The following is a 20,873-nucleotide window of genomic DNA, read 5'->3' as shown; positions in this document are numbered from 1 at the left end:
CTTATTTTTTAGCCTTAATGCGCCTCGTCCCAATTTTCGCCCACGCCCACATCCACAATCAACGGAACGACAAGCTCAGCGGCGGCTTCCATCTGTTGTTTGATGAGGTCGCTGAAAAACGCGATTTTTTCTGACCGCACTTCAAACACCAATTCATCGTGCACCTGCATGATCATGTGAATGTCCGGGTCGTCGCGGGTGATTTCGTCCAGTTTAATCATGGCGCGTTTGATAATGTCGGCGGCGGTGCCTTGCATCGGCGCATTAATCGCCACCCGCTCCGCGCCTTTGCGACGCATGGCGTTGGAAGAATTGATTTCCGGCAAATACAAACGGCGCCCGAACAGGGTTTCCACATAGCCCTGCGCTTTGGCTTTTTCGCGGATGTCGTGCATGAAGGTTTGCACGCCCGGGTAGCGTTGGAAATATAAATCCATGTAACGCTGCGCGTCGGCGCGGGAAATACCGAGTTGGCGGGAAAGCCCGAAGGAAGACATGCCGTAAATCAGCCCGAAGTTAATGGCTTTGGCGTTGCGGCGTTGTTCGCTTGTGACCTGTTCCAACGGCAAACCGAAAATTTCGGCGGCGGTGGAACGGTGAATGTCTTTGCCTTGCGCGAAGGCGTTGATTAAGCCCGCATCGTTGGACAAATGCGCCATGATACGCAGCTCGATTTGGGAATAGTCGGCGGCGATGATTTTATAGCCGTCGCGCGCGATAAAGGCTTGGCGAATGCGACGCCCTTCTTCGTTACGAATCGGGATGTTTTGCAGGTTCGGATCACTGGAAGAAAGCCGCCCCGTCGCCGTCACTGCCTGATGATAAGAGGTATGCACGCGCCCCGTTTGCGGGTTAATCATTTGCGGCAGTTTGTCGGTGTACGTAGATTTCAGCTTGCTCAAACCGCGATGTTCCACCAGCACTTTCGGCAATTCGTGGCTGTACGCCAGCTCTTCCAGCACTTCTTCATTGGTGGACGGCGCGCCTTTCGGGGTTTTTTGCAACACCGGCAAGCCGAGTTTGTCGAACAGAATTTCCTGCAACTGCTTAGTGGACGCCAAATTGAACGGCTGCCCCGCCAGGGCGTGCGCCTGCATTTCAAGTGCGGTCAATCTTTCGGTAATTTCGTTGGATTGCAGGAACAGCGCGTCGGAATCAATCAGCACGCCGCAACGTTCCATGCGCGACAACACGCCGAGCAACGGCAATTCGATGGATTGATAAAGTTCGACCAAACTTGCCTGCGGCTGTAATTTTTCCCACAACACCTGCTGTAATTTTAGGGTTACGTCAGCATCTTCCGCCGCATATTCGCCTGCCTGTTCCAACGGGATTTGGTTGAACGTCAGCTGATTTTTCCCCTTGCCCGCGATGTCTTCAAAACCAATGGTTTGGTGTCCGAGATAGCGCTTCGCCAAGTCGTCCATGTTGTGTCGTCCGGTACTGTCCAAGGTGTAGGAAAGCAGCATGGTGTCGAATTCGATGCCCTGCAAATCAATGCCGTTACGGGCGAAAATGGTCATATCGAACTTGAGATTTTGCCCGATTTTGCCGATGCTCGGGTTCTCCAGAATCGGCTTCAAGGCAGAAAGAGCGGTGCTTTTTTCCAGTGTTTTTGGCGCGCCGAGATAATCCAAATGGAAAGGTAAATATGCCGCTTCGCCATTTTCCAAGGCAAAAGAAACGCCCACCAAATTGGCGGACATATAATCCAGCCCGTCGGTTTCCGTGTCCACGGCGATCAGTTTGGCGGCACTCAGTTTTTCCAGCCAGCGCGCCAACGCCGCTTCGGTCAGGATGTTTTCGTAACGACTGCGGTCAATGTGAAATTTAACGGTATTTTCGACCGCACTTTCATTGATTTTTGCGGCGGGCGTGGCTTGATAATGGTTGATTTTTACCGACTGTTCGGCAGGCTGCGTCACGGAGCTTGTGCCGCTCATCACTTCACCCAACCAACGTTTAAATTCGTAACGCCCGAAATATTCGATCAACGCGTCGTTATTGCTGTCGCCGAAGGTGAGTTCTTGTAGGGAAAATGCCAGTTCCACGTCGGTTTTGATGGTCGCCAAAGCGTAAGACAAATCCGCCATGGCTTTTTCGGCGAGCAATTTTTCGCCCAATTTTTTCGCGCCGCGAATGGGCAGCTCGGCGACTTTCTCCAAATTGGCATAAATCTGCGCCATGCTGCCGATGCCCTGCAACAGCCCCAGCGCGGTTTTTTCGCCCACGCCGGCAACGCCCGGAATGTTGTCGGAACTGTCGCCCATGAGCGCCAGATAATCAATGATCAGCTCCGGCGGAATGCCATATTTTTCAATCACGCCCGCACGATCCAGCAGGCTGTTGTTCATGGTGTTAATCAACATAATATTGTCGTCCACCAGCTGCGCCATGTCTTTATCGCCGGTGCTGATGAGCACTTTTTGTCCGTTTTGCGAAGCTTGGCGCGCCAGCGTGCCGATCACGTCATCGGCCTCCACCCCTTCCACCACCAACAGCGGAATACCGAGGGCGCAGATCATATCGTGCAAGGGCTGAATTTGTTTGCGCAAATCGTCCGGCATCGGCGGGCGGTGGGATTTGTATTGCTCAAACATTTCGTCACGGAAGGTTTTGCCTTTGGCATCAAACACCACCGCAATGTGGCTCGGCTGCACTTGTGAAATCAGGCTTTTCAGCATATTCAGCACGCCGTACATGGCGCCTGTCGGCTCGCCGGCGGAATTGGTCAGCGGCGGAAAGGCGTGAAACGCGCGATATAAATAAGAAGAGCCGTCCACCAGGACAAGCGGGTTGGGTGCAATCGTTGCCATAATCATCTCGTAAGGTTGATAAATCATTGCCGCATTATAGCGAAAATCAGGGGGTGACGCATAAAAAATGCGGTGCGGATAAGCGGTTAAAATTACAGGGAAAAACCACCGCACTTTAAGGTTCAGGATCCGCAAAAACAACGAAAGATCTTGATCCGTCTAGCTAAAGTGCCTATACTCAAGCCGATTTTAATTAAATCTAACAGAGGACTTTTATGAAAAAATTAACTCTTTTAGCGCTTAGCGCAGCTGTTCTTGTGTCAACCTCCGCGGTGGCATCTGATTTTACCGGCTTTGGTGTGGGTGTGGGTGTAGGTACGACAAAGTACAAAGATGCAAAACGCACTTCCAACGTTGATTTAATCGCTGACTATGGTATCGACTACGGTAACAACTTCGTGGGTATCATCGAAGGTAAATTGAAATTAAACAAATCTACTTTACATGATGACAACGGTCCGGGTTACCACTACAAACTCACCGAAAAAGCACGTTTAGGCGTGAGTTACTTACAAGGTTATCGTGTGACACCAAACATTCTTCCTTACGCAAAAGTAGGCTTGCAAACCACCAAATTCAAAAGTGAATGGAGAGACGGTGGCTATTCCTCAACACACAGCGACACCAAAAACGGTATCGGTTTCGGTGCCGGTGTGAAAGCCGCTTTAACACCAAACTTTGAATTGGGAGTGGAATATTTAAGAACCCACGACAAATTTGAAGGTGCGAAAATCAGAGGCAACACGTTCAGCACAAACGCCACTTATCGTTTCTAAGCTGAATTCATTGCCATACCATTGCGCTGCCGGGCAACCTGCGGCGCAATATTTTTATGCGCCCTTCTCCTGCTTTGCGCCGATTTGGTGTAAAATCCGCCCGCTTATGAACTTACAACCCCTAAAAACACTTTTATTTTCGACCGCACTTTTTACGCTTGGCGGTTGCGGCACGGTGGTAAAACTGATCGATCCGACAGAACCTTACAGCGCCTATGCCGGCACCAAGTACGACTTCGAGATGGCAAAACGCTGGGGCTTGCCGATTTTGGATTTGCCGCTGTCGTTCCTGCTGGATACCGCGCTGTTGCCTTATGCCTGGTCGCAAAGCGAATAATCATATGAAACTCAATCCGCAACAACAACAAGCCGTGGAATATGTCTCCGGTCCCTGCCTGGTTTTGGCGGGCGCCGGTTCCGGCAAAACCCGCGTGATTATTAACAAAATCGCCCATTTAATCGATAAGTGCGGTTATTTCCCGAAGCAAATCGCCGCCGTCACCTTCACCAACAAAGCCGCCCGCGAAATGAAAGAGCGCGTGGCACAATCCATCGGCAAGGAACAATCCAAAGGTCTGATTGTGTCCACCTTCCACACCCTCGGTTTTGACATTATTAAGCGTGAATACAAACACTTAGGCTTTAAATCCAATATGACGCTGTTTGACGAACATGATCAAATGGCGTTGTTAAAAGAACTCACCGCCGACCTATTGCAGGAAGACAAAGAACTACTGCGCACGCTGATTAACCGCATTTCCAACTGGAAGAACGACTTACGCAGCCCGCAACAGGCAATGGCGTTGGCGCACGATAATCAGGAACAAACCTTCGCTCATTGTTATGATCGCTACAACAAGCAACTGCGTGCTTACAACGCCTTGGATTTTGACGATTTGATCATGCTGCCGACCCTGCTGTTTAAACAGAACGCCGAAGTGCGGTCAAAATGGCAGGAGAAAATTCGTTATCTGTTGGTGGACGAATATCAGGACACCAATACCAGCCAATATGAGCTGATTAAGCTGTTGGTGGGCAGCCGTGCACGTTTTACGGTGGTGGGTGACGACGATCAATCCATTTACTCTTGGCGTGGCGCGCGCCCGCAGAATATGGTGCGACTACGCGACGATTTCCCGGCGTTACAGGTGATTAAACTGGAACAAAACTACCGTTCCAGCCAGCGGATTTTGCATTGCGCCAATATTCTCATTGATAACAACGAACACGTTTTCGATAAAAAACTGTTTTCCAATTTGGGCGAAGGAGAAAAGCTACAAATTATCGAAGCGAAAAACGAGGAACACGAAGCGGAGCGCGTGGTGGGCGAACTGATTGCCCACCGTTTTATCGCCAAAACCCATTATCGCGATTATGCGATTTTGTATCGCGGCAACCATCAATCGCGCCTGCTGGAAAAAATCCTGATGCAAAACCGCATTCCGTACAAAATTTCCGGCGGCACATCGTTCTTCTCCCGCGCGGAAATTAAGGACATGATGGCATATTTGCGTTTGGTGGTGAATCAGGACGATGACGCGGCGTTTTTACGCATTGTGAACACGCCGAAGCGGGAAATCGGCACGGCGACGCTGGAAAAGTTGGGTTCGCTGGCGCAGGAAAAACACGTCAGTTTGTTTGAAGCGATTTTTGATTTTGAACTGATTCAACGGATCACGCCGAAAGCCTACGACGCGTTGCAGAAATTCGCCCGTTGGATTGTGGAACTGAACGACGAAATTCAGCGTGCCGAGCCGGAGCGGGCGGTGCGTTCTATGCTGTCAGCGTTACATTATGAAGAATATTTGTACGAATACGCCACCAGCCCGAAAGCGGCGGAAATGCAAAGTAAAAACGTGGCGACGTTGTTCGATTGGGTCGCCGGTATGCTGAAAGGCGACGAATTTAACGAACCGATGAACCTGAACCAAATCGTCACCCGCTTAACCTTGCGGGATATGTTGGAACGCGGCGAAGAGGAAGACGACAGCGATCAAGTGCAGTTAATGACGTTGCACGCCTCCAAAGGGCTGGAATTTCCCCATGTGTTTTTAATCGGCATGGAAGAAGGCATTTTGCCGCATCAAACCAGCATTGACGAAGACAACGTGGAGGAAGAACGCCGTTTGGCTTATGTGGGCATCACCCGTGCGCAACAGAATCTGTGGTTTTCGTTGTGTAAGGAACGGCGTCAATTCGGCGAATTAATTCGTCCGGAACCCAGCCGCTTTCTGTTGGAATTGCCGGAAAATGATTTGCAATGGGAGCGGGATAAACCGCCGTTAAGCGCGGAGCAGCAACAGGCAAAAACGCAAAGCCACATTGCCAATTTACGGGCGATTTTACGCGGAAAATAAGGGCGAAAATGCGTGTCGGAAGTTGTCCAGAAATCAGCCAACCAACTTGATTTCAGGCAGTTTTCGGAAAAAATAATTTGACTTATTGTCATAAACCCGTATCATACCGCCCACAAACCGATTGTGGTGAGATGGCCGAGCAGGCTGAAGGCGCTCCCCTGCTAAGGGAGTATGGGGTCAAAAACTCCATCGAGGGTTCGAATCCCTCTCTCACCGCCATTTGTTTAATTTGTCTCGCACCCGTAGCTCAGCTGGATAGAGTACTCGGCTACGAACCGAGCGGTCAGAGGTTCGAATCCTCTCGGGTGCGCCATTTTAAATCGACTCTATTGTTTAAAATGGTTTGAGCGAATTAAACATTCACTACGCACCCGTAGCTCAGCTGGATAGAGTACTCGGCTACGAACCGAGCGGTCAAAGGTTCGAATCCTTTCGGGTGCGCCATTTCACTTTTTAATACTTTCCAACTTTCTTCTTCAGACGCAAAAAGTGCGGTCGTTTTTCTATGCGTTTTTTAGCTCACCCGTTCCAACACTTGCGGCTGATCTAGCACCAAACCGTAAACATTCGCTAAGAAATAGGTCTGTTCTTCTTCCGGAATATCCAACGGGATTAATTCCAGCACCTTTTGATGAATTTGCAAAACTTGCGGAAAAATGACCGCACTTTTGATTTCCAACAAAAATTCCGCATACAACGGCGAAGCGCAATGCCCGCGCTGAATTCGTCCCAACGCGCTGGCAATGTGTACCAGCATCATTTTTACCTGCTCGGTTTCCACATCCACCTGCCACCGCTGCTGCAAATGCCGGCGTATGTTCAACACGGTTTCGACAATATGATCATCAATGAACTCCCGCGTTTGAAAAACCCACAGCCGTTGTTGAATATCCATTTACCTGCTCTCACATCAAATTAGCTAAGTATAACCGCATCCGCTGAAATTAAACGATGCACGGATCACAAATTTGTTGCACAATAGCCACCTTACTTGTTGTAACTAAGACAATGCGGAAGGCAATATGTTAGATAATGATGTAATAAACCAATATGACGGTTTAATTTTTGACATGGACGGCACGGTAATTGACACCATGCCAAGCCACGCCAAAGCGTGGGAAATGGTGGGTCAGCATTTTGGCTATCCGTTTGACGGCAATTTGTTATATGAAATGGGCGGCGCAACAGTGGGGGCTATCGCTTTAGAAATGATGAAACGTCATGCCATGCCATTAGATAAATTAAATGATGTGATTGAATTAAAACGGGAATACGGCAAAAAATTAATTATGCAGCACGCAACGCTGTTACCTGCCGCCAATGTCGTCCGCTCATTTTATAACAAAAAACCGTTGGCACTGGGCACCGGCTCCTACCGCCCCATTGCACAGATTCTGTTGGATAAATTCGATTTTGAGAAATATTTTTCCGCCATTGTCACCGCCGAAGACATCCAACACCACAAACCTGCGCCCGATACCTTTTTACGCTGCGCCGAGCTGATTAAAGTGAAACCGCAACGTTGTTTGGTGTTTGAAGACGGCGATTTGGGCATTCAGGCGGGATTACGTGCGGGCATGGATGTGTTTGATGTGCGCGTAAATAAACTACTGAGAGAAAATTGATGCTAAGCGAAAAAGACAAAATGCTCACAGGGCTCGCCCACCAGCCTTACACCGAGGAACTGGCGGCGATGCGTTTGCGGGCTAAAGAGTTACTTTATGACTTCAATATTCTAACCCGCCCGAGCAATAAGGCGGAAAAAGTGCGGTTGATTTTGGCATTGTTTGGTAAAGCCGACGAAACGACTCACGTCAATGCGCCTTTTTATTGCGATTACGGTAGCAATATTAAAGTGGGAAAAAATTTCTTCGCTAATTATCACTGCACAATTTTAGATAACGCGCCGGTCACCATCGGCAATGACGTCATGTTTGCGCCCAACGTGAGTTTATACACGGTGGGGCATCCCCTCGATCCCGAATTGCGCCTTGCCGGCTGGGAGCAGGCGTTACCCATTACCATCGGCAATAACGTGTGGCTTGGCGGCAACGTGGTGGTTTTAGGCGGCGTGACTATCGGCGATAATGCGGTAATTGCCGCAGGTTCCGTGGTCACCAAAAATATTCCCGCCAATGCCATCGCCATGGGCTCCCCTTGCCGCGTGGTGCGCCAAATCAATGCGGCAGATCGTGAACATTATCTGCGCACTTACTTGCCGAACATTGAATGATGCTCGATCTCTTTAGCTGGGATTGGTGGCAATCCGTATTCGGTGAACATCGGCTTTGGATTATGTTCGCCAGCGCTTTCCTCAGTTCCACCGTATTACCCGGCAATTCTGAAATTATTTTTCTCACCATCGCCGCCCCTCTACTGTGGACCGGTGCCGATTATTTTTCTACAGACATTCAATATCTGCTATGGATTGCCGTTATCGGCAATGCATTAGGAAGTCTGACCACTTATCTTTTAGGGCGATGGCTACCCGCTTTCAACAAACCGCCGGAAAATGCAAAACTGGCTTGGGCACTGGAAAAAACGCAACGCTACGGTAGTGTCATGTTATTTTTCAGCTGGTTACCGATTATCGGGGATTTATTTTGCGCGGTGGCGGGCTGGTTGCGGCTAAACTGGTTGGCGTGTCTGATTTTTATTACGCTGGGTAAAATCGTGCGGTATGTTTTTTTGTTGTTTTTAGGCGTGGCTTTTCTGTAAACCCCGCGGTTTTCCTGTAAAATGGATAAAAAAATGCCTCTCCGAAGAGAGGCGAATAACCTAAGGAACCAATTTTATTAAAACAACTGCAAGTTGCTCGTAATCTATGACAATAGTATAACGGAAAAAGTTCGGAGAAATTTACAAAAATTTATAAATAATTTACGAACGCTTAATTTTTAATCAAAAACAGCTAAAATTGAGGAAAAAATATGCCATTACTTGATAGTTTTAAAGTCGATCACACCCGTATGAAAGCCCCTGCGGTGCGAATTGCGAAGACCATGAGCACTCCAAAAGGAGACAATATCACCGTTTTCGACCTTCGTTTCACCCTTCCTAATAAAGAAAACCTGCCGCCGAAAGGCATTCACACCCTCGAACATTTATTTGCCGGTTTTATGCGCGATCACTTAAACGGCAAGGAGGTGGAAATCATCGACATTTCCCCGATGGGTTGCCGCACCGGTTTTTACATGTCCCTCATCGGCACTCCAAATGAAGCTCAGGTAGCACAGGCTTGGGCAGCTTCTATGCAGGACATTCTGAATGTAAAGAAACAAAGCGAAATTCCGGAGCTCAATGAATATCAATGCGGCACTTACACCGAGCATTCTTTGGAAGAAGCCCATCAAATTGCGCAAAATGTGTTAGATCGCGGTATCGGCGTCAATAAGAACGAAGATTTAACCTTAGACGAAAGCCTGCTGAAACAATAAGGAGACACTTATGACCACCATCGGCACGCCATTAACCCCAAAAGCGCTGAAAGTCATGATGCTCGGCGCCGGCGAATTGGGCAAAGAAGTTGTCATTGAATTACAACGCCTGGGCGTTGAAGTGATTGCGGTAGATCGCTACGAAAACGCGCCCGCACAACAAGTAGCACACCGCGCTTACACCATTTCCATGTTGGACGGCGGCGCATTGCGTGCCTTGGTGGAAAAGGAGCGCCCGGATTTTATCGTGCCGGAAGTGGAAGCCATCGCCACCGACACCTTGCTTGAATTAGAGCAGGAAGGCTTCACCGTCATTCCGACGGCGAAAGCCACCAAACTCACCATGAACCGCGAAGGTATTCGTCGTCTTGCCGCGGAAGAATTAGGCTTGCCGACCTCACCTTACGCATTCGTGGATAACTTTGAAGACTTCAAAAGTGCGGTGGAAAAAATCGGCGTTCCGTGCGTGGTCAAGCCGATCATGTCCTCCTCCGGACACGGACAAAGTGTTATTCGCAGTCTCGACCAAATCCAATCCGCTTGGGATTATGCACAACAAGGCGGACGCGCCGGCGCAGGTCGCGTGATCGTAGAAGGTTTCATTCAGTTTGATTACGAAATCACCCTGCTCACTGTGCGTCACATCAACGGCACCTCCTTCCTCGCCCCAATCGGACACGTTCAGGTTGACGGCGACTACCGCGAATCCTGGCAGCCACAAGCCATGTCGGAAAGCGCATTACAAAAAGCGCAACAGATCGCCAAAAAAATCACCGGCGCGCTCGGCGGACGCGGTATTTTCGGCGTCGAAATGTTCGTACGCGGCGATGAAGTGATTTTCAACGAAGTCTCCCCGCGCCCGCACGACACCGGTATGGTTACCATGATTTCACAGGAATTGTCACAATTCGCCCTGCACGCGCGTGCCATTCTGGGCTTGCCGATTCCGACCATCGACTTTATCAGCCCGTCCGCCTCCAAAGCCATTGTGGTGGAAGGCAAATCCAAACAAGTACAGTTCGCCAACCTAGCGCAAGTACTTGCCGAACCGCAAACCAACTTGCGCCTTTTCGGCAAAGGCGAAGTCAACGGACATCGCCGTCTGGGTGTGATTTTGGCACGTGATGTGAGCGTCGAAAAAGCCTTGGAAAAAGCCCGTCGCGCTTACGATAAATTAGAGGTAATTTTGTAGTCGGACGACATCGAAAGCAAAGTGCGGTGTAAAAACGCGGTATTTTTACACCGCACTTTTTCTTTAAAAAAACATGAATTCACAATCAGTTACGATATTTTCTCCACTCGTTATTCCTCCCACCTAACGCCAAATTTGAACTAATTTCTTTCCTCCGCAGTCAAAGTGTCGGTAAAAGCCATACGATGATTATCCGATAAGTGATAAATCGATTTTTACACCCATGAATGTTTTACATTCCGTTACACGATGTAACGTTAATTATCCCTAATAAACGAGGAGTAGATTCATGAAATCTAAATTTATCAAAGGGTTAACTATTATAGCATTGGTCGCTTCAGTTTCTGCCTGCGAAATGGACAGAACGCAACGCAACACCGCGGCCGGTGTGGCAATCGGCGGTCTTGCCGGTAACTGGCTGGGCAAAGATATGGGCTCAACACTCGGAGGCGCCGCATTAGGCGGTGTCATCGGTAGCCAAATCCAAAAAGATCGAGATTATGATGACGACGACCGTTGGGAGCGCCGCCGCCATCACAGAAGACATCACCATCGTTACTATGATGACGATGATTAAAAAGGAAAAATATTTGACAATATAATGAGATAACGAAAGCAATGAAGTGAATTCATTGCTTTTTTTATTTCCAATGAGAGGTAAAAGTGCGGTCAGTTTTCCGTAGTTTTTTGGGGAAAACGCCTGAAATTCTCACCGCACTTTTTCTTAAAACCCCACCGGCGCGGTAAATTCCATGGTTTCTCTCGTGATTGGATGTTGAATTTGCAGGCTTTCGGCGTGCAGGCAAAGGCGTGGAGAGAGGGCTTTAGCTTGTGGATGGGAGTAGAATTTGTCGCCTAAAATCGGGTGTCCAAGCGCCAACATATGCAGGCGTAATTGGTGGGAACGTCCCGTAATAGGCGTGAGTTTGACGCGGGTGGTGTTATTCGGGTAACGCTGTAAAACATCGTAAAACGTGACCGCTCTTTTGCCCCGTTCGAAACAAATTTTCTGGCGCGGGCGGTTTTCCCAATCGCAAATCAGCGGCAATTCCACCACGCCGTGATCTTGCTCTACATGTCCCCAAACCAGCGCCTGATAATATTTTTTCGGTTCGCGTTCGCGAAATTGGCGTTTTAATTCGCGATCTGCCGCTTTGCTCAAAGCAAACAGCAAAATGCCGCTGGTCGCCATGTCCAGGCGATGCGCCGGTTCGCAAAAACCGTATTTTTCTTTCACCCGCGACATGGCACTGTCATAATATTGAGGCTGATTGCCCGGCACCGACAGCAAGCCGCTCGGCTTGTTCACCACGGCGATGTAATCATCGCGATACACCAAATCCAGCCAAGGTTCCAGCGGTGGATTATATTCAATCAGAGCCATGTTTATTCCTTATTGGTTACGATCACGCGCAGGCAATCCAGACGCCACGTTGCCTGTTGTAGCAACTGTAAAATTTGCGTGCGTTGATTTTCTAACGTGAGAATTTCTTCTGCGCGAATGTTTTTGTTTACTTTTTGTAAGGCGATTAAGCGGTTGAGTTCCGCGTCCAGTTGCTGTGTCGCCTGTTGTTGCGCATCGGCAATAATGTGTTCGCTTTGCGCTACCACCAAACGCTCGCCTTGTGCAATGAGGGCTTCAATGTTCGGACGGAGCATTTTCACCACGTTGTTCGCTACATTGCGATCTATCGGTTTCAATTTACGTTGTAATGTGTCAAACGCCACCTGTGCCGCCAAATCGTTGCCACGGTTATCCAATAACAGACGAATCGGCGTCGGTGGCAAAAAGCGGGTTAATTGTAACCCTTGCGGCGCTTGGCTTTCCACCACATAAATCAGCTCCAGCAACAGCGTGCCTGCCGGCAGATTTTTATTCACCAGCAAGGCGACTGCCGTTTTGCCGATGTCGCCGGAAACAATTAAATCAATGCCGTGGTAAATCATCGGGTGATCCCAAGTGAGAAACTCCAATTCCTCGCGCGCCAACGCCAGTTGACGATCGAAGGTTACCGTCACACCTTCTTCTTTTAGCCCCGGAAAATCCGGCATAAGCATCGTGCCCGTGGGCGTAATCACAATGGATTGCTCGCCCAAATCTTCCTGTTCCACACCGATGACATCAAACAGATTCAAGGCAAAATTCACCAACTCGGGGCTGCCGTCTTGCGCGGCAATCGCCTGTGCCAACTGTTTCGCCTGCTCGCCGCCGTTGGAGTTCAGTTCCAACAACACATCGCGTCCTTGTTCCAGCAGTTGTTTTAGGCGTAACCGTTCCGCCCGAGTGCGCTCAATGACGTTTTGACGTGCCTCAAGTGCGGTGGGATTTTCCAGCGTTTTTTGCAGTTCCTCGTCAAACTGCTCAAATAACAACGCACCCATCGGGCAGGTTTCATTGAAGGCATTTAAGCCCAAATGATACCAATCCGCCAGCACCGCTTGCGCGCTGTCGGCGAAATACGGCTGATAAATCTGAATATCGCGGGTCTGTCCGATACGATCCAAACGCCCGATACATTGTTCCAGCAAATCGGGATTTTCCGGCAGGTTGAACAGCACCAAATGGTTAGCGAACTGGAAGTTGCGTCCTTCGGAACCGATACTCGAACTCAACAACACCTGTGCGCCGCCTTCCTGTTGGGTAAAATAAGCTGCCGCCCGATCCCGTTCCACAATGGACATTTTTTCGTGGAACACGGCACTGCGCACGCCTTGTTTTTCTCGCAGAATCTGTTCCAATCGAATCGCCGTATTCGCATAGCGGCAAATCACCAACACCTTTTCTCTGCGATGTTGTGCAATAAAATCCATCAGCCACGATACACGCGGGTCAGCATCCCACCATGCCGCCTCCGGATTCAGTTCCGTCATGAAATGTTCAGGATAAAGGGCAATTTGTAGCGGATCTCCGCCGAAAGCGGTAAAGCTTTTCACTAAATTGGCGTATTGCGTCGGCAACGGCAAGGCAATGGGGTGATAAACCCGTTTCGGAAAGCCCTGCACGCTTTGGCGTGTATTACGGAACAATAAACGCCCCGTGCCGTGGCGGTCGATAAGCTGCTTGATTAACGCCGCTTTATTCACGTTTTCAAAATCAATGGGCTCACCCAGCAACGCGGAAATACTGTTTTTTTCCACCGCACTTAAGGCGCGATTTGCCAACAACGCCTGTGCTGCTTCGGCGATAGGCTGATAATTCTGTTGCTCCTGTAAAAATGCCTGATAGTCATGGAAGCGGTGGGCATCCAGCAAATTCAAACGGGCAAAGTGGCTTTGCTGCCCGAGCTGTTCCGGCGTGGCGGTGAGCAATAGCACGGCGGGAATCTGTTGCGTCAACTGCTGCACAAGCTGATATTCCGTACTCGGCTTCACCTCGTCATACACCAAATGATGCACTTCATCGGCAATCAGCATGTCAAAATCCGCGCTGAGAATTTGTTGTACGCGTTTCGGCGTTTGCACCAGCCAATCCAGTGCACAAATAATCAGCGATTCGATGGTGAACGGATTCACTTCTTCACGCTCGTCGGTGGCGGCAAAATCGGCGCAACGTTCTTCGTCAAACAGGGAAAAAGGCAAGTTAAAACGGCGCAACATTTCAACCAGCCATTGATGTTGCAAGGTTTCCGGCACGATAATCAGCACGCGCCGTACTTTTTCGGCAAATAATTGCTGCTGCAAAATCATGCCCGCTTCAATGGTTTTGCCCAGCCCCACTTCGTCTGCCAATAATACGCGAGGCGCAATGCGCTGCCCAGCCTCGTTGGCAATATGCAACTGATGGGGAATCAGCCCGGCGCGAATGCCACGCAAGCCGCGCAACGGCGATTGAAATTGCGCTTTTTGGTATTGCAGCGCTTGATAACGCAGGGCGAAATGCTCACTACGGTCAATTTGTGCGGAAAATAAACGTTCCTGCGGTCGGCTGAAGGAAATCTGATGCGCCAGTGCCATTTCGGCTACAACGGTTTCCTGTTGATTCGGCTGACGCACCAAATAGAACAATAAGCCATTGTTTTCCATTATATTGATCACTTCACCGCGCCAGCCTTCCACATGTTGAATCTGATCACCGATACGAAATTGTACTCGGCTTAGCGGCGCATTTTGCAGGGCATAGATGCGCTGTTCCTGCGCCGCCGGAAAATCAATCACAAGTTGGCGATTTTCAATCGCCGCAATTCTGCCCAACCCCAGATGATTTTCCGTTTCACTGATCCAACGCTGCCCAACCGCAAAAGTCATGATGTTCTCTCTGTTCGTAAAAAGGCGCTATTTTAGCGGCGTTCGCTTGAAAAATAAACGCGCTATTCATTTTTTGTGAATATCAAATTTACCAAAATTTTGTGATCTACCCCACAAAAACGTAGCAAATCCTTTACATTTTTAAAAATACTTTCTAAGATGACCGCACTTTATGTCATAAGCGAGGTGAGTATGAATTCGGAACAACTTTTACACAAAGTCAAACAGGAACTCTTTTCCGACTGGAAACCCTTTGAGGTTTTTTGGCTACTGCTGTTTGTCGTTGCGCAAATTATTGCTTTTGTTTTAGACCCACAATCCCCATTAGCCATGATTTCCGGCATTGCGGGCGTCATTTGCGTAGTGTTTGTCAGTAAAGGGAAAATCAGTAACTACTTCTTCGGACTAATTTTTGCCTACACCTATTTTTATGTGGCTTGGGGCTCGAATTTCATCGGCGAAATGAACACCGTACTCTACGTTTACATTCCTGCGCAATTTATCGGCTATTTCATGTGGAAAACCCACATGCAGCAGGAAAGTAGCGGAGGCGAAAGCGTTATCACCAAATCATTGACCTTACAGGGCTGGATTGTCCTCGCCACCACGGTTGGCATCGGCACGCTGTTATTCGTACAGGCGCTGAATGCGGCAGGCGGCAGTTCCACCGGCTTGGACGGCTTAACTACCATCATCACCGTCGCCGCCCAATTATTGATGATTTTACGCTATCGCGAACAATGGCTACTGTGGATTTTGCTAAACATTTTGTCCATCGCCTTGTGGGCGGAAACGCCGGCAATGTATCTGATGTACAGTGCCTATTTGCTCAACTCGCTATACGGTTATTACAACTGGACGAAACTGGCGAAACAAGGTTGATAGCCTGAAATTCACATCAACAACCGACCGCACTTTTGCTACTCATACAAAAGTGCGGTCATCTTTTTTAACATTTTCAAAACGCCAAATAAAACGCCCGCGTCAACGCCACAAAATCCGCGTGATAGCGATTCTGTTCGTCGTAAATGACCAGCTCGCTATGCCGCAAGGTTTGCGGTTGTTTGGCAAAAGACAGCAAAATGCGCTGTGGCGCTTTGCCTTGCTTGGTGATCACATCGCAACGCTCGACACAATAAAGTGCGGTGCTTTTTAGCAGCGTTTCGCCCGCCTCAAAAGGCAATACAAAACTGATTTTACCCTCCGGCACCAAGCAAGAAGCAGCGCTTTCTAACCAATGCAAATGGGTTTGGGCGCTCAAATAACGGGCAGTATTGCGTTCCTCGTTGCGGCAATCGACGCCCGCGTAGAAATAAGGCGGATTGGCGACAATCACATCAAAGCGTTCTTCGGTTTGCGTACAAAAAGCGGCAATATCCTGTTGATACACCTGAATTTTATTCTTCCAGGGTGACGCCGAGACATTTTCACCCGCTTGTTGTGCGGCGGCAGGATCGATTTCCACCGCGCAAATTCGGCTTTCGGGCGCGCTGCGTTGCGCCAACATCAACGCGATAAGCCCGCTGCCACAGCCTAAATCCAACAGCCGTTTTGCCTGTGCCACATCCGCCCATGCGCCCAATAAAATGCCGTCCGTGCCCACTTTCATGGCACAGCGATCGTGATTCACCCGAAATTGTTTAAACCGAAAACCCGTCTTACTCATTAAAAAACACCGTCAAAAATGACCGCACTTTAAAGGCAAAGTGCGGTATAATTCGGCGCAATTTTAATGCTAATGAACGACAAATACCAATGACAAACCTCATCCAATTTGCAGATTTTGATCTCGCGCCCGAATTACTCAACGCACTTCAAAAAAAAGGCTACCAACGCCCGACCGCCATTCAGCAGGAAACCATTCCGGCGGCAATGGAAGGCGACGATGTGCTGGGTTCCGCGCCCACCGGCACCGGCAAAACGGCGGCGTTTTTACTGCCGGCGATTCAGCATTTGCTGGATTATCCGCGCCGTAAACCGGGTGCGCCGCGCGTGTTGGTGTTGACGCCAACCCGTGAGCTTGCCATGCAGGTGGCAGAACAGGCGAAAGCACTTGCCTGTTTCACCAAACTCAGCATCGCTACCATTACGGGCGGCGTAGCATATCAAAATCACGGGGAAATTTTCAATAAAAATCAGGATATTGTAGTTGCAACGCCGGGGCGTTTGTTGCAATACATTAAAGAAGAAAATTTCGATTGCCGCGCGGTAGAAATTCTGATTTTTGATGAAGCGGACAGAATGCTGCAAATGGGCTTCGGGCAGGATGCGGAGAAGATCGCGGCGGAAACCCGTTGGCGTAAGCAAACCCTATTGTTCTCGGCGACGCTGGAAGGCGAGTTATTGGAAGATTTCGCCGCCCGCACGTTAAACGAGCCGGTAAAAATCGATGCGGAACCGAGCCGTCGCGAACGCAAGAAAATTCAGCAATGGTACTATCATGCGGACAGCAACGAACATAAATTCAAGTTATTGGCACGTTTCATTGAGCAGGAACAAGTGAGCAAAGGCATTGTGTTTGTCCGCCGTCGTGAAGATGTGCGCGAATTGGCGGAAAATCTGCGTAAACGCGGCATTCGTAGCACCTATCTGGAAGGCGAAATGGCGCAAACCCAACGTAACAATGCCATAGATAAACTGAAAAGCGGCGTGGTCGCGGTGTTGGTCTCTACGGACGTCTCCGCGCGCGGCATTGATATTGATGACGTCAGTCACATTATGAATTTCGATTTGCCGTACAGCGCCGATACTTATCTGCACCGCATCGGACGCACCGCACGCGCCGGCAAAAAGGGCACTGCAGTGTCTTTCGTGGAAGCGCACGATTATCGCCTGCTCGGCAAAATCAAACGTTATACCGGCGAAATCCTGAAAGCCCGCGTGATTGAAGGTTTGGAGCCTCGCACGAAAGCGCCTAAAGACGGTGAAATCAAAACCGTCAGCAAAAAACAAAAAGCGAAGAAGCAGGAAAAACGCGAAGCGCAAAAGAAAGCGGAGAAAAAAATCAAACAACGCCACCAGGATCGTAAAAATATCGGCAAACGCCGCAAACCAAGCGCAACTGCCGCTACGGAAACCGCAAAATAAGATAACAAGATGATGTCAAAAGAAAATTTCGAACAGCATACACCGATGATGAAACAATATCTGCAACTCAAAGCGGAGAACCCAGATATTTTGTTGTTTTATCGCATGGGCGACTTTTACGAACTGTTTTACGACGATGCGAAACGCGCCTCCGCGCTGTTGGATATTTCATTGACCAAGCGCGGACAATCCGCAGGGCAGCCGATTCCCATGGCAGGCGTGCCTTATCATGCCGTAGAAGGCCATTTGGCAAAGCTGGTGCAACTGGGCGAATCCGTGGCAATTTGCGAACAAATCGGCGATCCAAATACGGCGAAAGGCCCTGTCGAACGCCAAATCGTGCGCATTGTTACGCCGGGCACGGTAAGTGATGAAGCCTTGTTACCGGAACGTCAGGACAACCTCATTGCCGCCGTATATCAGGAAAAAGACCACTTCGGTTTGGCAACGCTGGATATGACCTCAGGTCGTTTTCAGTTGTCCGAACCGCAATCCCAAGCGGATTTACAAACGGAATTACAACGCATTGCGCCGGTGGAATTGCTTTATTGCGAAGATTTTGCCGACTTTCATTTGATTGAACACGCCAAAGGTTTACGCCGTCGTCCCATTTGGGAATTCGAGCTGAAAACCGCCATTCAACAGCTTTGTCATCAGTTCAACACCAAAGATTTACGCGGGTTCGGCGTGGAAAAAGCGATTCTGGGCTTATGCGCCGCCGGTTGTTTATTGCAATACGCACGCGAAACTCAGCGCAGCACGTTGCCGCATATTCAAAGCATTCACCTGATTCAACACAGCGAAAACATTCAGCTTGATGCGGCAACCCGACGTAATCTGGAACTCACCCAAAATCTGGCAGGCGGCACGGAAAATACGCTGGCGGCAGTGTTGGATAAATGTGTTACGCCGATGGGCAGCCGCCTGCTCAAACGCTGGATTCATCAGCCGATTTGCGATGTGATGAAACTCACGCAGCGGCAACAAGCGATCAGCGCGATTTTAGAACAAGATTTAGTGGCGGATTTGCAGCCTTATTTGCAACAAGTGGGCGACATGGAACGTATTCTGGCGCGCGTGGCGTTGCGCACGGCACGTCCGCGAGACTTAACCCGTTTACGCACTGCATTGGAACAGATTCCTTATATTAAACATCTGCTGGCAGAAAAAACATCCGAAAAATTACTCACAATCGAATCAAATTCGATTGTTCGCCCCAATGGGGCCGTTGGCAAAGCCAACGTTCAAAATCCGTTGGATTTTGTGACCGCACTTTATCAGCAATTAGGTGATTTTTCGGAGCAATTTGAGCTCTTACAACGGGCAATTATTGAAAACCCGCCGGTCTTAATTCGTGACGGCGGTGTCATTGCACCGGGCTACCATGCGGAATTGGATGAATGGCGCGAGCTTGCCGACGGCGCTACTCGTTATCTGGAAGATTTGGAGCAGCGGGAGCGGGAAAACACTGGCATTGATACGTTGAAAATCGGCTTTAATGCCGTGCACGGTTATTACATTCAAATCAGTCAAGGGCAGGCGCATAAAGCACCGATTCATTATGTGCGCCGGCAAACCCTGAAAAATGCCGAACGCTATATTATTCCCGAACTGAAAACTTATGAAGATAAGGTGCTGAAAGCGAAAGGGGCTTCGTTGGCGCTGGAAAAACAGTTATACGATGAAATTTTCGACCAATTATTACCGCACTTAGGCGGACTACAACTCGCCGGTCTGGCATTAGCCGAATTGGACGTGCTCACCAATCTTGCCGAACGGGCGGAAAGCTTGAATTATGTGGCACCAAGCTTCTCGGAACAAGCGGGCATTCACATTCAAAATGGGCGTCATCCGGTAGTCGAACAAGTGTTAAAAGAGCCGTTTATCGCCAATCCGACGGTGCTTACCGAGCAGCAGCATTTTCTTATCATTACCGGACCGAATATGGGCGGTAAAAGCACCTATATGCGACAAACCGCGTTGATTACCTTGATGGCTTACATGGGCAGTTTCGTGCCGGCGGACAGCGCCGTAATCGGGCCGATTGATCGTATTTTTACCCGTATCGGCGCCTCCGATGATTTGGCTTCCGGTCGCTCCACCTTTATGGTCGAAATGACGGAAATGGCAAATATTTTGCATCAGGCAACCGAGAAAAGCCTAGTCCTCATCGATGAAATCGGACGTGGGACATCCACCTACGACGGTTTATCACTTGCTTGGGCGAGTGCAGAGTGGTTGGCGAAGAAAATTCGCTCGTTAACCTTATTTGCCACGCACTATTTTGAGCTCACCGTACTGCCGGAACAGGTCAACGGTATCGGCAACATTCATTTAGACGCCATAGAACATAATGACACGATAGCGTTTATGCATGCCGTGCAAAACGGCGCCGCGAGCAAAAGTTACGGCTTAGCGGTCGCCGCGTTAGCCGGGGTGCCACAGCAAGTGATCAAATTAGCAAAACAAAAATTGGCTCAATTGGAAAAATTGTCACATCAAAATACGAATCAGCAAATTCAAGATCTGCGTTTGCTCAATCAACGCCAAGGCGAATTAGCTTTTGATAATGAAGAAGATGAAAAGCAGGATATGCTGTTGCATATGTTGCAGGAATTAGATCCTGATGAATTAAGCCCAAAACAGGCATTGGCGTATTTGTATCAGCTAAAAAAAATGGTGAAACACTAAAAACATTTTAAAAACGGACCGCACTTTTATTCACTTAAGTGCGGTTTTTGCTTGTGTTTTGTTCTTGTTTTTACGCTGTTTATCATACCTTTTATTTAATCTAAAAACCCTATGCCTAAAAAACCAAAAACCCCCGACGTGTTTCCACATCAGGGGTTGCTTTTCAATTAGGCTTGGCGGTGACCTACTCTCACATGGGGATACCCCACACTACCATCGGCATTACGGCGTTTCACTTCTGAGTTCGGTATGGAGTCAGGTGGGCCCACCGC

General features: G+C 49.1%; 17 protein-coding genes, 3 tRNA genes and 1 rRNA gene. 15 read left to right on the top strand and 6 right to left on the bottom strand.

Going from position 1 to position 20,873, the window contains the following annotated elements; genetic code table 11:
• Positions 1-14: 14 nt before the first annotated feature.
• Positions 15-2,816 (bottom strand): DNA polymerase I, encoded by a 2,802-nt coding sequence (gene polA / locus DK430_RS04510; RefSeq protein WP_109078059.1) that lies wholly within the window; start codon positions 2,814-2,816, stop codon positions 15-17.
• A gap of 215 nt (positions 2,817-3,031) precedes the next feature.
• On the opposite strand from polA, the gene DK430_RS04505 reads away from it, so the two are divergent.
• From DK430_RS04505 to DK430_RS04480, 6 genes are all read left to right on the top strand, one after another.
• Complete coding sequence (locus tag DK430_RS04505; protein WP_109077916.1) at positions 3,032-3,592, top strand: outer membrane protein; 561 nt, start codon at positions 3,032-3,034, stop codon at positions 3,590-3,592.
• 106 nt (positions 3,593-3,698) lie between these two features.
• Entirely contained in the window at positions 3,699-3,929 is a 231-nt protein-coding gene (locus tag DK430_RS04500; RefSeq protein ID WP_109078058.1) for a YceK/YidQ family lipoprotein, read from the top strand.
• 4 nt (positions 3,930-3,933) lie between these two features.
• Positions 3,934-5,949: a DNA helicase Rep gene (gene rep / locus DK430_RS04495; RefSeq protein WP_109077915.1), complete on the top strand. Its 2,016-nt coding sequence runs from the start codon at positions 3,934-3,936 to the stop codon at positions 5,947-5,949.
• A gap of 125 nt (positions 5,950-6,074) precedes the next feature.
• A tRNA-Ser gene (locus DK430_RS04490) sits at positions 6,075-6,168 on the top strand.
• Positions 6,169-6,185: 17 nt separating this feature from the next.
• Positions 6,186-6,262: transfer RNA gene (locus DK430_RS04485), tRNA-Arg, on the top strand.
• A gap of 54 nt (positions 6,263-6,316) precedes the next feature.
• Positions 6,317-6,393, top strand: a tRNA-Arg gene (locus DK430_RS04480).
• A gap of 70 nt (positions 6,394-6,463) precedes the next feature.
• On the opposite strand, the gene DK430_RS04475 is transcribed toward DK430_RS04480, so the two are convergent.
• A complete protein-coding gene (locus tag DK430_RS04475) occupies positions 6,464-6,844 on the bottom strand; it encodes a PRD domain-containing protein (RefSeq protein ID WP_109077914.1) in 381 nt (126 codons plus the stop codon).
• Between the two features lie 127 nt (positions 6,845-6,971).
• On the opposite strand from DK430_RS04475, the gene DK430_RS04470 reads away from it, so the two are divergent.
• From DK430_RS04470 to DK430_RS04445, 6 genes are all read left to right on the top strand, one after another.
• A complete protein-coding gene (locus tag DK430_RS04470; RefSeq protein WP_109077913.1) occupies positions 6,972-7,574 on the top strand; it encodes a beta-phosphoglucomutase family hydrolase in 603 nt (200 codons plus the stop codon).
• On the top strand, positions 7,574-8,182 hold the full coding sequence (locus DK430_RS04465; RefSeq protein WP_109077912.1) for a sugar O-acetyltransferase: 609 nt from the start codon (positions 7,574-7,576) through the stop codon (positions 8,180-8,182). The genes DK430_RS04470 and DK430_RS04465 overlap by 1 nt, the downstream gene beginning before the upstream one ends.
• Positions 8,182-8,667 carry a YqaA family protein gene (locus DK430_RS04460; protein WP_109078057.1) on the top strand — a complete coding sequence of 162 codons (486 nt, stop codon included), beginning with the start codon at positions 8,182-8,184 and terminating at the stop codon, positions 8,665-8,667. The genes DK430_RS04465 and DK430_RS04460 overlap by 1 nt, the downstream gene beginning before the upstream one ends.
• Before the next feature lie 212 nt (positions 8,668-8,879).
• Positions 8,880-9,386, top strand: a complete 507-nt coding sequence (gene luxS / locus DK430_RS04455) for an S-ribosylhomocysteine lyase (RefSeq protein ID WP_109077911.1) — start codon at positions 8,880-8,882, stop codon at positions 9,384-9,386.
• Between the two features lie 10 nt (positions 9,387-9,396).
• Entirely contained in the window at positions 9,397-10,578 is a 1,182-nt protein-coding gene (purT, locus tag DK430_RS04450) for a formate-dependent phosphoribosylglycinamide formyltransferase (RefSeq protein WP_109077910.1), read from the top strand.
• Positions 10,579-10,867: 289 nt separating this feature from the next.
• Positions 10,868-11,155, top strand: coding sequence for a YMGG-like glycine zipper-containing protein (locus tag DK430_RS04445; RefSeq protein WP_109077909.1), 288 nt, complete (start codon positions 10,868-10,870; stop codon positions 11,153-11,155).
• Between the two features lie 147 nt (positions 11,156-11,302).
• Here DK430_RS04445 and rluA read toward each other — a convergent pair whose 3' ends face one another.
• Together rluA and rapA are read right to left on the bottom strand one after the other, a co-directional pair.
• Entirely contained in the window at positions 11,303-11,962 is a 660-nt protein-coding gene (rluA, locus tag DK430_RS04440; protein WP_109077908.1) for a bifunctional tRNA pseudouridine(32) synthase/23S rRNA pseudouridine(746) synthase RluA, read from the bottom strand.
• Positions 11,963-11,964: 2 nt separating this feature from the next.
• Positions 11,965-14,823 carry an RNA polymerase-associated protein RapA gene (rapA, locus tag DK430_RS04435; RefSeq protein ID WP_109077907.1) on the bottom strand — a complete coding sequence of 953 codons (2,859 nt, stop codon included), beginning with the start codon at positions 14,821-14,823 and terminating at the stop codon, positions 11,965-11,967.
• Positions 14,824-15,015: 192 nt separating this feature from the next.
• Between rapA and pnuC the strand changes: the two genes are divergently transcribed.
• Complete coding sequence (pnuC, locus tag DK430_RS04430) at positions 15,016-15,705, top strand: nicotinamide riboside transporter PnuC (RefSeq protein WP_109077906.1); 690 nt, start codon at positions 15,016-15,018, stop codon at positions 15,703-15,705.
• A gap of 76 nt (positions 15,706-15,781) precedes the next feature.
• On the opposite strand, the gene DK430_RS04425 is transcribed toward pnuC, so the two are convergent.
• Positions 15,782-16,489 (bottom strand): tRNA1(Val) (adenine(37)-N6)-methyltransferase, encoded by a 708-nt coding sequence (locus DK430_RS04425; protein ID WP_109077905.1) that lies wholly within the window; start codon positions 16,487-16,489, stop codon positions 15,782-15,784.
• Positions 16,490-16,578: 89 nt separating this feature from the next.
• Between DK430_RS04425 and srmB the strand changes: the two genes are divergently transcribed.
• The gene (gene srmB / locus DK430_RS04420) at positions 16,579-17,910 is read left to right on the top strand and encodes an ATP-dependent RNA helicase SrmB (RefSeq protein ID WP_109077904.1); all 1,332 of its coding nucleotides are present in this window, start codon (positions 16,579-16,581) and stop codon (positions 17,908-17,910) included.
• 9 nt (positions 17,911-17,919) lie between these two features.
• On the top strand, positions 17,920-20,601 hold the full coding sequence (gene mutS, locus DK430_RS04415) for a DNA mismatch repair protein MutS (RefSeq protein WP_109077903.1): 2,682 nt from the start codon (positions 17,920-17,922) through the stop codon (positions 20,599-20,601).
• A gap of 171 nt (positions 20,602-20,772) precedes the next feature.
• Here the strand turns inward: mutS and rrf are convergent.
• A 5S ribosomal RNA gene (rrf, locus tag DK430_RS04410) occupies positions 20,773-20,873 on the bottom strand; the annotation flags it as partial.

This window comes from Aggregatibacter kilianii (genome assembly GCF_003129965.1).
In the GTDB taxonomy this organism is placed as follows: Bacteria; Pseudomonadota; Gammaproteobacteria; order Enterobacterales; family Pasteurellaceae; genus Aggregatibacter; species Aggregatibacter kilianii_A.
Note: the sequence above shows the minus strand (reverse complement) of the source record. Positions and strands in the feature narration are given on the sequence as shown.